Source organism: Maribacter chungangensis, from assembly GCF_042676845.1.
In the GTDB taxonomy this organism is placed as follows: domain Bacteria; phylum Bacteroidota; class Bacteroidia; order Flavobacteriales; family Flavobacteriaceae; genus Maribacter; species Maribacter chungangensis.
In genome coordinates, this window is the sequence record NZ_JBHTHY010000028.1 from 96,820 (window position 1) to 111,124 (window position 14,305).

Genomic DNA, 14,305 nt, shown 5'->3' on the forward strand with positions numbered 1-14,305 from the left:
GTCTAGTTCGGAACAACTATCTATTCCTCGCCCACATGCTTTTTGTAAAAGTCCCAGACTTCGTGCGCTACGTCCCTGCCCAGTTTTAGCCCGGCTACATTGTCGGCTTGTATGTGATAACCACCCCATACTCTGGAAATACCGGCCATTTCTGCGGTTTCCGTAAAGGTTGGAAATTTTAGGGTGACCAGTTCTCCCAAATTGTTAGGTTCTGTCATGGAGCCGGCGACCAATTGCGCCTCGGATCCAAATTCGTCACTGCCCGTCCATAGTTTTAAGGCTTCTGCACAGCCACCGCTTATGGTGCTATGACCGGAAGTATAGCTGGGGAATGGCGGACATAAGAACGTGTCCGGCGAATACGGCCGCCATTGGGAGCCGTCCATTTCAATCATTCCCTTGCCAACCCCGCCCCATCCGGTAATGGTCTTACCTTCGTAGTACTCGTGTACCAAAGCGTATGGTCTTGCGTAATCGTAAAACATTTTAGAATCCCAAGAAGCGATAAAGGCGTCCATGGCCACCACTTGATTGTAGAAGTACATTTTCACATCTTGATCTAAGGTGTGGTTATCGCGCCTGGAAACATCTTGCGCAAATTTTAACCAGTGGCCTGCTTGCTGCACGGACTGTGGCCCGTCTCGCATAAATTCTACAAGGGCTTTTTGGTAATCGGTCAAGGTACTTTGCACATCAACAACCTCTTTAACCTCCTCTTCCAATTGTTTGGAGCCCAGCATGGGCGGCGGCCCTGGTCTAAATTGTGCACCACTTTTTAAGGCTACGGGTTGTACCTTGTCCCAGAAAGGAGTCAAACAACCTGGCGCAAAAGAACCCCCTTTACCGTCGGAGAAATACTTGGGTTGCCAGCGGTTGATATCCACGTTGCTATCCGCCGAATTTACGGGTTCATAGCCAACATAGTTGAAATAGGCCTCTCCGTTGGAACCTTCTTCTTCGCCATATTGATTGGCACCATCATTTTTCCGGGCTTCTATTACCGCTTTTGCAGCCAAGTTACCAATACCCTCTGCTGTTGTCGGATCTAAACTTTCGTTGTTAGGGTCAAATCCTAATTCTTTCATAAAAGCAACGAATAATTCCTTATCGGAATAATAATATTCGCTCATTGCGCGATAGGCTGCAAAACTAATGGCTATTTCCTTGTTTTTTAAGTTGTGCTCTTCGGCAGGACGTTTTGCTACCCCCTCTAAATAAACCGGAGTTGCCTTTTGATCGTAGTGCGCCCAAGCATCAAAGATAGAAATAAAGATTAGCCCCAAATAACGAGATGTAATGGTGGGCCTTGGTTGAAACCGTTCGGTATCGTTGGCGGTAGCCGTCAATGCCATTTGGCCCCATTTATAGGCCATGTTCTCTACACCTTTTGGTTGGTTTTCATCGATGACAGGTGTTTTTGCAGAAGGGTTTTCCTTACAATTGAAAAACAATACGAAACCAACGAATAATACGAGTATTTTTTTCATAACTTTTTTTACAACTGGAATTATACATATCCAATAATACATCATAAAAAGGAACACAATGATTTAGAATTGTGCAATATATTAAATTTAGGGAACTAATAAAATGACCTTTAAAACATGTTTTATGGTCTCTGCACCATCATGTTAAATTGAATATATTTAATATAATTGGGGCCTAATTCCTAGAACAGGAGAACCTGCATGTTTCACGAGAGGAGGTATTGAGCAATTGGTTACAAGCCCCATACCAATCGTTCTTTTTTGGAGAGAAAAGTCCAAGCTACGATACGGCTGGATTTATTGCCCGTTCCCATACGAATGGTTTTGAACGCCGCCGTTCCAGCTTCTTTTAGACAGGCATAGATAGCTTTTAGGTGGGCTTCTTTAGAAACCAAAGAAGAAAACCAGCAGCAGTTTTTAGCGAACTGTGCGCTTTCTAAGACCATAGTTTTTATAAACTGAAGTTCTCCGCCATCGCACACCAATTCATTGGCTATCCCGGAAAAATTGAGTTCGGCTGCTTTCACTTTTTTGCCGGCTAGGTTTTTTATCTTTCTTCTAGTTCCTTTTTGTGCCTCTTTTATAGAAGCATGAAAAGGCGGGTTACAAAGGGTGATGTCTATGTTATCGTTTGGTTTAAGCATGCCCTTAAAAATATGAGCGGGTTCATGCTGTAACCTTAAGGCAATCTTGCCTTTTAAAACTTCATTAGAGTCTATAATTTTCTGTGCCGCTGCCAGGGATTTGGGATCTATATCCGAGCCTACAAACCGCCAACCATATTCCGTGACCCCGATAATGGGATAAATACAGCTTGTACCTACGCCAATATCCAAACAGGTGATGTTATTTCCAAGGGGAGCGTTTCCTGCATTGTTTTCTGCAAGTAAATCGGCCATGTAATGAATATAATCTGCCCTGCCCGGTATGGGGGGACAAAGATTTTCATCGGGAAATTCCCAGAAGGCAATGCTATAATAATGTTTTAGGAGAGCCTTGTTCAATAATTTTACGGCTATTGGGCTTGAAAAATCGATGGATGGCGCACCTGCTTTGTTAGGCTTTACAAAACGTTTCAGCTCCGGGACGGTACTTACCAAAGCACCTAGGTCATAGCGCGATCTGTTCTTATTGCGAGGATGGAGTCTTGATTTTTCTTCTTTTGGTGTTTTCGAAGACATGGCTTAAAGGTATTATAAAAAACCAAGTAAACTACGGAGGGGCAAGATTATGAGGCATTAATAAGAAACTGATTTTTAATTTCGAAGCAAGCCTCGGAGCATCAAACCCTTTGGCGGTGCCAATACACTTTCCGAAACGGTACAGCTGGCGAATGGCACCTCAACTTATTGTTCATATAGCGCACTCAAAAAAACCAATTAGTATATAAAGAACCATAACCAATAGAAAATCAACGCTCTAATGTTAGGAAACCTATTCAGAATTTTAGTTCTGTGCCGCAAGAATAGCGTTAACCGCTTGTTGGTATTTATAAGGATTCCCTGCTTTTTTAATGGCCTTATATACTTTTTGAGGATTGTGGGTAGACTGCGCAAAAAACTCCCAAAAACCGAGCATTTTCATTTTTATGGGTGTTGGCCCCGAAAGGATCGCATCATACTGTTCATAAATAGTATCGTGAAATTTCCTAAATAGTTCCCATCGATTGGCAGGGTATTGGGTGGTGCCCGCTTTTATCATACTGGGTAAAAAAGGGTCTGCGATGAGTCCCCTGCCGATCATAAAATGGTTGATACGCGGAAATTGTTCCCGCATTTTCACAAACCCGTTTACTGATGTAATATCGCCATTATAGTACAGGGTGTGTTTTGCGATGTCCAAACATTTTTGAAACGCCTCAAGGTCTACACCTCCTTTATAAAGTTGCTTTCCAAGTCGGGCATGGATGGCAATATTCTTTAGGGGATATTTTTCCAAAATCGGGAACACATTCAATATTTCGGTACTGTTGTCATAACCCAATCGCATTTTCATAGAAATGGTCACATCGGTTTCGCTATGGGCCCGATTTAAAATATGGTCTATTTTTTCAATATTACAGATAAGCCCAGAACCCATACCGCTATTGGTTACCATGGGGTACGGACAGCCTAAATTCCAGTTTAGTTCGTTATATCCCAAGGATTGTATATACTTTATGGTATAAATAAATTCATCTGCATCCGCTGTCATTACTTGTGGGATTAAGGTAATGGCGGTATTCACCTCGGGGTTTAAATCGCGTTGATAGGAACCTTTGATGACCATCTTTCGATTGTATCTAATGTAGGGTGCGTAATAAGTGTCTATCCCACCAAAAAATTTCTGCTGTGCATTACGGAAAATGGCATCTGTAAAACCTTGTAACGGTGAGGATAGGAGCGAATAGGGCATTAAGGAATTTTAAGGGAATAAAGATAGGATAATAGGTGTTGGATCTTATAGAAGTCCAATAACTTTTAAATTTGAACGGCTAGGCCAAAAATGTTCAGTCTCGCTCCAAAGTACTTACATTTTGATTTTCTGCGTCATACTGTATGGCCGTGTAGGAAATAATCCTCCAAGCGTTTTCTGTTTTAATCAACGTAATGGCCGCTTTAGCCACGCTTTTTTCGCCTGTTTCGCTTGTCCATTCCTGATCAAATGCTACCCAACCTAAACTGGTATCGTGAAAAATAAGGTAGTTGGAGTTTTCAAACGTAGACGTTATGGGTTCGGGATTCTCCTTAAAAAAGGACGCTAAATTACCACCACTTTTATCCCAACCCCTCGTTTGCGAAAAACCTGCATTAGTAACATCCAAGCGCAGCACATCATCACTGTGTTCCCAATAGGACGCCCATTTTTCATAGTCCTTTTCCATATAGGCGAGCGTTTCCCCTACCACAACCGCTTTTAGTGCTTCTTTAACCGCTTCATTAGGAGTTATTGTTTCTGGCTGGCAAGAGAAAAGCATAGCTGCACAAAGGGCAAGCATTAAATTTTTCATATCAGTTGGTTTTAGGCTAAATTAACGCTTGATTTGGCTTTAATGCTAAAAAAGGAATCAAAATTTGAATATCCAGATGTTTGAACGCTTTTGGTTTGTTTTCAAAACAGTTTGTTTCTTACAGGATAATGGAAGAAGCATCTGGCCGTTGAAAGGAGAATGAAGCGAGGGATTATAGGTGTAGGAACTAGGTTCTGCAATCGCAGGGCAATAGGGGGGGTCTTTGCACGAATCCAAAGCTGGTAGTAGATAAGGGAACAATATATTATGTTTAGCGTTTAAGATTAAAAAAAACGGTCATACGCATAGTTGTTTTGCCAAGTAGAGAAAAATACTAGAAAGGAGACTTGTTGGATTTGAAGACCTCTTTTTCCTGACTTTTACAACAAATACGGTTAAAAGCGTATAAATTAGGTCAAGCTTTCGTATTTTGCTAGAAACCTTAAAATCATAAACTATGGGAGATTTCTTTTTTATACCGATTATTATATTTTCTGTGCTGATTCTTTTTTCCTGCATATTTATCGTAAAGCAAAAAACGGCGGCAGTAATAGAGACGTTTGGAAAGTTTAGTAGTATTAGGCAATCCGGACTACAGTTTAAGATTCCGTTTGTACAAAAAATTGCCGGACGCCTTAGTCTTAAAATTCAACAATTGGATGTGATTATTGAAACAAAAACTTTGGACGATGTATTTGTGAGGTTAAAGGTTTCCGTGCAATACAGGGTAATTCGTGAAAAAGTATATGACGCTTTTTACCAACTGGATTATCCGCACGAGCAGATTACATCCTATGTTTTTGACGTGGTTCGGGCCGAGGTTCCAAAGATGAAATTGGACGACGTGTTTGTGAAAAAGGATGACATAGCCCTTGCAGTAAAAGCAGAGTTGAACGATGCCATGTCCGAATACGGTTTTGACATTATAAAGACCTTGGTTACGGATATTGATCCAGATTCTCAAGTTAAGGAAGCTATGAACAGGATCAACGCCTCGGAGCGTGAAAAGATCGCTGCACAGTTCGAAGGGGATGCTGCCCGTATCTTAATTGTAGAAAAGGCCAAGGCCGAAGCGGAAAGCAAGCGTTTACAGGGACAAGGTATCGCAGACCAACGAAGGGAGATAGCAAGAGGCTTGGAAGAGTCGGTCGAGGTGCTGAACAAAGTAGGCATCAACTCCCAAGAGGCCTCAGCATTGATCGTGGTTACCCAGCATTATGATACCTTGCAGTCTATTGGCGAGGAAACGAATACCAATTTAATCCTGTTGCCCAACTCTCCGCAAGCAGGTAGTGACATGTTGAACAATATGGTAGCCTCATTTACAGCGAGCAACATGATCGGGGAGTCCATGAAAAAAACGAACATCGAAAAACCTAAGAAGTCCTAACAGCTATAGCTATAAAATAGTTTATAAAAGGCCGAAACGAAGTAAACGTTACGGCCTTTTTTATGCCATACTAAACCGCTATGGGTTTTTAATCCATAGGTTTTAATGAAGCAATAAAATTGAAAATGGTTATAGTGCTAATAGGGTATTCAGTTATTTACTTCGAATTACAGAATAATTCATAATCAATAACCCAATAACCAAAGTAGCTGTAATAGAACTTCAGGGTTTTAAACTTTAATGTATGATTCTGGGGGAAAATCCCTCGCCTTCAGGCGACGACTTTTGTAGCCCCCAGAATAGTTATTGGTTAATAGTTATTTGTTATTAGGTCGTAAAATTTGGGGTTTTGGTTCTTTAGTCGCCTTTAGGCAAAATAAAACCCATCGGTCTTTAGCCGATGGTAGTTTAGTTAGAAAAGGCTGTAGTTTAATTTTGCGTTGACAGCTCTTTATGTTGTACTAAGCAAAATAGAACCTTTTGAAATTATCGCTATACACTTTCATTTTCGGTCCGTGTTCCTTCTCCTAACAGGGGAAGGAACCATAATGGGAACAGTTTGTTCAAAAAAAAGGAGTGCCTGTCAAGAAAAATAAGTAAGCGACCCATAGCCCACAGGGCTTCGAACATTAGCGAACCCTTTTAAACGGTACGTTTATGAATTTGGTAAATCAACGCTGTTTTTAACTAAATCTTTAGAAAACAAAACTATACCCAAAGGTATTAGCTTTTTTCTTGGATTTTGGCCCAAGAATCGCGCAGTCCTACTGTTCTATTAAAGACCAGTTTGCCCGGTTGGGAATCTGGATCTACACAAAAATAGCCCATACGTTGGAACTGGAACCGCTCTTGTGGTTTTGCCGTTGCCAAACTGGGTTCTACATATCCGGTGATGACCTCAAGGGAGTTCGGGTTAATAAATTCCATAAAGTCCTTGTCCTTATGGGTATCCGGACTTTCATCGGTAAACAAGCGGTCGTACAGCCTAATCTCTGCCGGGATGGCATGTTTAACAGAGACCCAATGTAGCGTTCCCTTTACTTTTCTAAGACTTTCCTCGGTGCCGCTGCCACTTTTGCTCTTGGGGTCGTATGTACATTGTACTTCCACTACATTGCCATCGGCATCTTTCGTGCAACTTTCCGCCTTAATAATATATCCGTTCTTCAGGCGCACTTCATGCCCAAGTTTTAATCGGAAGAATTTTTTATTCGCAGCCTCCTTAAAATCCGCCTTTTCAATATATATTTCTCGCGAAAAAGGCACTTCTCTGGTGCCTAAGGCTTCATCTTCCGGACTGTTTTCGGCGGTTAACCACTCTTCTTGTCCCTCAGGATAGTTGGTAATGACCACTTTTAAAGGGTCTAGAACACCCATAACCCTTGGCACTATTTTATTTAGGTGCTCACGAACATGAAATTCAAGTAGGGATACATCAATTAGATTGTCCCGTTTGGCAATACCAATGGTATCCGCAAAGTTGCGAATACTTTCCGGTGTGTAGCCTCTTCTTCTTAGTCCGGAGATGGTGGGCATTCGTGGGTCGTCCCATCCGTTAACGATATTTTGTTCTACCAATTGTGCCAGTTTTCGTTTGCTAACTACGGTATGACTTAAGTTGCGTCTGGCGAATTCCCGTTGTTTCGGTCTTACTTTATCGGCCTCGTATACCTGGTCCAAGAACCAATCGTACAATTCGCGATGCATTGCAAATTCCAGTGTACAGAAAGAATGGGATACTTGTTCTATATAATCGCTTTCCCCGTGGGTCCAGTCGTACATGGGATAAATACACCAATTGGTATCGGTTCTATGGTGGGCTTTGTGCAGTACACGGTACATGATCGGGTCTCGCATTAGCATATTGGAAGAAGTCATATCGATTTTGGCACGAAGCACATGGGACCCTTCTTCAAATTCACCATTTTTCATGGCTTCAAATAGCGCAAGATTCTCTTCAACGGAGCGGTTTCTGTTCGGACTTTCCGTTCCCGGTTCGGTTGGCGTTCCTTTTTGCTTGGCCATCTCCTCCGAGGACTGATCATCTACATAGGCCTTTCCTTTTTTAATCAATACCACGGCCCAATCATAGAGTTGCTGGAAATAATCAGACGCATACCGTTCGGTATCCCACTTGAATCCGAGCCATTCAACGTCCCGTTTAATGGCATCTACAAAGCGTTGTTCCTCCTTGGCAGGGTTGGTATCGTCAAACCTAAGGTTTACTGGGGCATTATGTTTAAGGCCAAGGCCAAAGTTAAGGCATATTGAGCTTGCGTGGCCAATGTGCAAATAGCCATTTGGCTCGGGCGGAAACCGAAACCGCAGGTCCTTTTCCGTATAGCCTTTCTGAAGATCCTCGGCTACGATCTGCTCTATAAAATTCAAGGATTTTGATGTCTCGCTCATATTTGTTTTTTCAGGCTACAAAAGTAGCAAAAATGCGCTAAGGACTGCGTTTAAAATAGGTTCACCTTATATTAAACGATTTTCACAACACTTTTAAGGGGTGCTACAACAATAAATTCCAAGAATACGCTAAAAGGAACATATTTGCCGTTGAATAGAAGGTTTGTAACGATATGCCTTTGATATTCATGTACGAGTAGGGGCCCAAAACTACAGATCATTATGAAAAATTATTCCAAAATCTACCTCTTAACCGTTTTTTTACTGCTTTTTATAGCATTTCAAGCAAGTGCGCAAGCTATTGTAATCAACGCTCCCGTACCTGCAGACAATCCAAACTTGGCAGGAAATTCACCATGGCCTGCAATTTGCGCGGGTAACGGTGGGTTTAACGAATATTTTGTCAACATCACCTGGGCGGGTACTGCCAATGCCGGCAATGAGTTTATCCTAGAATTATCCGATGCCAGCGGAAGCTTTGCCTCCCCGGAAACACTAGCCACCATTACCGATCAAAACACAAATACAGATTTTGATACCAGCTTCTCCATTCCTTTGACAACTAGGGGGCAAGGCTACAAAATGAGAGTACGAAGTACCGACCCGGTTAGGATCGGTGCCGAATCGGACGCTTACAACATGTATTACATGGACGTAACTTCTAACCTTAATATTAGCGAGGCCGGAGACGGAGTACCTCCTGGAAGTATATGTAGTACCAACCCGATAGTTTTGCAGGTAGACAACATCGCCAATCCTGAAACCTATCAGTATTCGTGGTACAGAAGCGGCACCTTGTTAGTAGGGGAAACAGGCCCTACATTGAACATCTCCCAAAGCGGCATGTACAGTGTTTTTATAGATTACGGGCCTATTTGTACGGGTTCTGGAAACACAGATTCTAATATCGTGGACGTCACTATTGGCGCAGGTGGTTCCGGTATTGCCATTGCCCCGCCTACCCGTACGGCATTGTGCACCGGAGATTCGGAGACTTTGGCCATTACGATAACGGACCCGTCATGGAGCTACCAGTGGTATAAGAATGATGTTGCAATTTTAGGGGCCATTGGTTCTTCATATACCGTGAACGCGGCAACTCCTGGTTTTGAGGCAGACTATGCAGTAGAGATATCTGCACCAGGCGTATGTACCGAACGTTCCGAAGTTGTTGCTATAACAAATGCGGATAATTATACCGTAAGCCGGAACAACCCTGCCAATGTTGTAGTCTTACCTTCTCAAACACAGACCTTAAATGTAAGTACTACTGCAAATTCACCAACCTTTAGATGGTTTCGGAACGCAGTTGAGCTGGTTGGCGAAACAAGCAGTACTTTAAGTATTACACAAGAAGGCGAATATTATGCAGAAGTAACCCAGTCCGGAGGTGCTTGTACCAGTTCATCAAAGAATTCGGAAACAACGGTTGCGGTAGCCCCCGCTTCTTTTGAATTGGTAGCCGATTATGCTTCGCCCTACACAAGCTGTGTTACCACAAGCATGGTTTTGGAAGTACAAACGATCAACGCTGTTGCCGCCGACGGAACAACCACCGATGTAACGGCAGATCTAGTAGATGCGTTTACCTACCAATGGCAAAGAAACGGAACGGATGTTGCCGGGCAAACCGGTAAGTCCATAAGTCTTGCATCTAATACAGAGAACGGAGATTACGTTCTTACGGCAAGTTTGGCCGGCTATAACGAAATTTCTAATACCTTACCTATACAGTTGCTCACCAGTGAGACGATTACCATTACGAGTACTAGTACGGTTTATTGTAGCGCGAGCGATATTGTTACGGTAAGCACCACTACCGATTTAACTTCGGCCACGTTTGAATGGCAAAAAGATAGTGTAGCGGTATCGTCAACGGATGAATCGTTGAACATTAGCGAACCGGGAACATACCGTTTGGTACTACAACAGGATGGCTGTTCTTTGATTTCCAACGAAATCATAATAGCTCCTTTGGACGAAAACTTAATTACGTTAGATCCTGCCGGTGAAATTGTATTGCCAGAAGGAACATCCAGAACGGTAAGGGCGAACGGAGGAACCGCTTACAGATGGATGAATGCTTCAAATGATGAAATGAGCACGTCGGACAGTGTTACTTTTACCGAGGCAGGTACCTATACATTAATTGCAAGTATCGATAATTGTGAAATAACGAAACAAGTAACCGTTAGTATTTTGGATACGTTCAAGGTGCCCAATGTGATTACCGTAAACGGAGATGGTATTAACGACCAATGGATCATTCCAAACCTATATTCAAATAAGGCCGATGTAAATGTTATTATTTACAATGAACAAGGAGAGGAAATTCTAAACGAATTTGATTACAACAACAACTGGCCGCAGTCGTCCACGGCCTTTCAAAAACAAAATATGGTGTTCTATTATAAGATCAGAAATGCCAGCGAGGTGCTTAAACAGGGTACCATTACCGTAATACGATAACCTTACCATGCTAAAGAAAAATATTTTATACCTATTAGTATTAGTTTTGGCGCTAACCAAAGTAAGCGCACAGGAAGAGAACCCTTTTATCTCTTACGATGTGCCTGCGCAAAACCTTTTAAAGTACAATAGGTTCTTGATCAACCCTACCTTTTCAACAGTTAGGGAAGATAAGTCGTACATCAATTTATTGCACAGAAACCAATCTGTACAGTTTGATGATAATAACCAAAACTACTTTTTAAGCTACAGTGGACGTGTAAGTGACAGAACAGGTTTAGGATTAAGTTTATATACCCAACGGCAAGGTCTGTTAAGTAACTTTGGGGTACTGGCCAATTACGCTTATGGGGTAAAGTTGAACGATAAAAGTAACCTCACCTTTGGAGCTAACATGTCCTATTACAATAGTGGCTTTGATGAAGGTAGGGCTAGCACGGTGGAACTAGATCCGTTTTTAGCTGGCCTACAAGACCAAAGTTTACTGTCTGTCCAGCCGGGATTGAATTTGTCTTATGGCAACTTCGATGTTGGTGTTTTTGCCGAAAATCTTTTTGACTATAATTTAAGGACGAATGAGTCTGTTACGGAGTTTCGTGACAAAACGTTTTCGGGACACCTACAATATACCCATCAGTTTAAAAATAGCACGGGCATTTTAGAAGAGGGCAGGCTAATGCCTTTGGCCCGTGCCAGAAAAATAGGGGAGCAAGACCTAACCTTGGGCGGAAGCTTAATTTTGGACTTGCCAAAGCTTGGATGGTTACAGGCCGGATATGATAGTTTCTACGGTGCCGCCGCCGGAGCTGGGTTTAATTTGAACAGACGCATCTCCTTAGGGTATACGATGGAAAAAGGCCTCTCCAGTAATTTTGATAACTTTGGACTTACCCATGAGATTTCCTTTGCCTATTCCTTTACGCCCAATCTTACGGAGGACAGAGTGTTGTTCGATGATGAGGAGCTAGATACCGTAGAAAACGATTTTGAGAGTGAGGTAAATACCTTGGCAAGTAACGAGGAGATTGAAGAACTGAAACGAAAATTAGCGGAGAACGATGCCATCATCCAGGAACTCATGTTCCGTCAAGATTCGCTTGAAGCTACACGTCAGTCAGATCTGGAACGTCGTTTTAATATGGTAATGCGCATGGTGCGTAATGAAACCAATGGGAATAATCCGGAGCTGGAACGTAGGGCAGAAGCTCTGTTCAAGGGACAAAAAGACAATTCCACTATAGCAGCTCTTGATACGGCAACGGAAAACTCCAGTATGGACGGTGGAAAAGAATATGTGACCGCTCAACCCAATGAAGTTGAGAAAGACGCAGTAAATACATCAGTGGTCGCCGCGCAACAATCAAGAAAACAAGCAGTAGAACGCGAACAAGAAAATACCGAATGGAATACTACTGAGCAAGATGCTGTCGCAATTGCTAATCCATCAAAGACTACGGTGCCCAAAAAACCGGAGTACACATCTGTTAATGCAAACAGGAACAGAGCCATTGCCACACAAACCAGAACCACTGCGGTTCAGGACAAAATCAAAAGCAGAAGGTTCAAGGACCTACCTGAAGTTACCGATGGTTTTTATGTAGTGGCCAATGTATATAAGGGCGGGCAGTACCTTGATAAATTTCTGGACAAGTTAAATGCCAAGGGCATCAATGCGGATTATGTGGACAACCCCAACAACGGACTTAAATACGTATATCTGAACAGATACGATACTTTTGCAGAAGCCGAGGCCGCTGCTAAGAGCAATCTTAACGGAAGTTATGACGGCCCTACGTGGATCATGAACGTGGATAACAGATATACCAATGAGGCTTATGCGGACAACGTAAACAAGCTAAAGGAGAAGTCCTCTAGGTATGATACCGATGTACTGCGTACAAATGTAATAGAACAGGATAAAGTTGTGGCCAACAGGTCAGATAACGACGGCTATGAAATAAACGGATTAGGTTCCGGATATTACCTTATAGCGAACGTTTTCGCAGTTCCGGAGAACGCCAATCGTTTTGTGGCCTTGCTTAATTCTATTGGTTTGAGCGCAAGCTATTTCATCAATCCGAAAAATAACTATCGGTATGTTTATCTAAAGCGACATGATGAATGGACCAATGCCTTGATCTCTTATTACACCAAGCTAAACGATGCTTATGATGATAAGATGTGGATTATGCGGGTGAAATCCGATCAGATGGCATAGACGAAGTATAGGTATTACAAGAACCAACATATTGGAAAATACTTCTTTACCTGGTATACTTTAGGCCAGGTCGATGGTCCAACGGCTAAACCTTAACCCATAAAACCAGTATTTTTTAGGGAAAACGTCATTTCTTCAAAGGTTCGTTGTGACTTCAAAGGCAGGATAAATCAAAAATATCAACGTCATACCGAACTGTTGGAATCAAGATATTTCACCATTTCCATTAGGCCTTTTATCTCGCTCTTCAAGGGAAGGTCAAAAGCACGATTTATATCCCAAAACCTCACTATATTTATGTAGGTAGAGCACTAGACTAAAAACATCTGACCACTAGCCCAAAGCTACAGCTTAGTTCATATAAGGGCCTTTGCCGTATATTTCTACAACAAGATTATGAAAACATGGAATCTAAAAGCAAAAAGTAATCCTGAAGAGATTAGTCATATTTTAGAATCGGCACTCAAACCTGTAGACGGATTAGTGTTTAGAATCAACAACGATGATGGAAAAGTAATAAAATTTAAAATACGTAAACGGATTCGGTATGCATGGTATCTTATGTATAGTAACAATGTTATTGTTAACGGAAAACTATCAAAAACGGAAATTGAGAACGAGACCAATATAGAAATTTTATTTAGTCAACACCTTTTGTGGAAATTAGTACTAATAACACATGTATTTTTGGTTTTAGGCCTTTTAATCGCTATCACCTTAGGCAAAATCAGTAGTACTTCAACGTATTTGTTTGGTGCAATAATTCTGGTAATAGGCATTTTTTTATGGATTATGGCCCAAAGGAAATACAACAGGAATATTCAAGAATATCAAATATTGATTTCTAACATCTTAAAAACAAAAATGTTTGGTCCTAACTAGGAATATGGCATGCAAATAGTCCAGCGATATAGCGTCTATTGATTCATCCGTATATAGGATACCGGGGTAAATTGCAGATATTTATTAGCTCTAATACCGGTTCTCTTTTCAAAACCGGCCAAAGAAATTGAATTGTTTTTTATCCTCTGAAAAAGAAAAACCGGGCATAGCAGGGTTATGGCCGATTTTTATTCTGAAGTAAGGCGTAAAAAGAAACAATTTATCGGATGATTTTCAATTGGGAAATGCTATAATGGGCAAGAATATCGTTTCTGCCCTGCTTAACGGCTTCTTGTCTTCAGTTACGCTCCAAAAAAATCGTAAGGATAAAGATCTTGAGTCGGACGTGGTCTTAAAAACATCAAATTAACTTCTTTATTGTCAGTGGCAGCTATGTTGTAGGACTGTTTTCCAACGGTCCTTTAGACCTAAGGTGACCGCCCGTTTTTATCTATCGTTCT

At 41.7% G+C, this 14,305-nt stretch carries 9 protein-coding genes; 4 read left to right on the forward strand and 5 right to left on the reverse strand.

Going from position 1 to position 14,305, the window contains the following annotated elements; translation table 11 throughout:
• Nucleotides 1-20: 20 nt before the first annotated feature.
• The 4 genes from ACFQZJ_RS19650 to ACFQZJ_RS19665 all read right to left on the reverse strand — a co-directional run bounded on the left by ACFQZJ_RS19650 (nt 21) and on the right by ACFQZJ_RS19665 (nt 4,476).
• Nucleotides 21-1,487 carry a vanadium-dependent haloperoxidase gene (locus tag ACFQZJ_RS19650; RefSeq protein WP_379936680.1) on the reverse strand — a complete coding sequence of 489 codons (1,467 nt, stop codon included), beginning with the start codon at nt 1,485-1,487 and terminating at the stop codon, nt 21-23.
• 233 nt (nt 1,488-1,720) lie between these two features.
• A complete protein-coding gene (rlmF, locus tag ACFQZJ_RS19655) occupies nt 1,721-2,668 on the reverse strand; it encodes a 23S rRNA (adenine(1618)-N(6))-methyltransferase RlmF (protein WP_379936681.1) in 948 nt (315 codons plus the stop codon).
• Nucleotides 2,669-2,933: 265 nt separating this feature from the next.
• Nucleotides 2,934-3,881 carry a tRNA dihydrouridine synthase gene (locus ACFQZJ_RS19660; RefSeq protein WP_379936682.1) on the reverse strand — a complete coding sequence of 316 codons (948 nt, stop codon included), beginning with the start codon at nt 3,879-3,881 and terminating at the stop codon, nt 2,934-2,936.
• Between the two features lie 94 nt (nt 3,882-3,975).
• A complete protein-coding gene (locus tag ACFQZJ_RS19665) occupies nt 3,976-4,476 on the reverse strand; it encodes a hypothetical protein (protein ID WP_379936683.1) in 501 nt (166 codons plus the stop codon).
• A gap of 457 nt (nt 4,477-4,933) precedes the next feature.
• On the opposite strand from ACFQZJ_RS19665, the gene ACFQZJ_RS19670 reads away from it, so the two are divergent.
• Entirely contained in the window at nt 4,934-5,866 is a 933-nt protein-coding gene (locus ACFQZJ_RS19670; protein ID WP_379936684.1) for an SPFH domain-containing protein, read from the forward strand.
• 723 nt (nt 5,867-6,589) lie between these two features.
• Here the strand turns inward: ACFQZJ_RS19670 and ACFQZJ_RS19675 are convergent.
• The gene (locus tag ACFQZJ_RS19675) at nt 6,590-8,275 is read right to left on the reverse strand and encodes a glutamine--tRNA ligase/YqeY domain fusion protein (protein WP_379936685.1); all 1,686 of its coding nucleotides are present in this window, start codon (nt 8,273-8,275) and stop codon (nt 6,590-6,592) included.
• Between the two features lie 222 nt (nt 8,276-8,497).
• On the opposite strand from ACFQZJ_RS19675, the gene ACFQZJ_RS19680 reads away from it, so the two are divergent.
• From ACFQZJ_RS19680 to ACFQZJ_RS19690, 3 genes are all read left to right on the forward strand, one after another.
• The gene (locus ACFQZJ_RS19680; protein ID WP_379936686.1) at nt 8,498-10,744 is read left to right on the forward strand and encodes a T9SS type B sorting domain-containing protein; all 2,247 of its coding nucleotides are present in this window, start codon (nt 8,498-8,500) and stop codon (nt 10,742-10,744) included.
• Between the two features lie 7 nt (nt 10,745-10,751).
• A complete protein-coding gene (locus ACFQZJ_RS19685) occupies nt 10,752-12,962 on the forward strand; it encodes a PorP/SprF family type IX secretion system membrane protein (RefSeq protein WP_379936687.1) in 2,211 nt (736 codons plus the stop codon).
• Nucleotides 12,963-13,358: 396 nt separating this feature from the next.
• Nucleotides 13,359-13,844, forward strand: a complete 486-nt coding sequence (locus ACFQZJ_RS19690; protein ID WP_379936688.1) for a DUF423 domain-containing protein — start codon at nt 13,359-13,361, stop codon at nt 13,842-13,844.
• Nucleotides 13,845-14,305 lie beyond the last annotated feature (461 nt).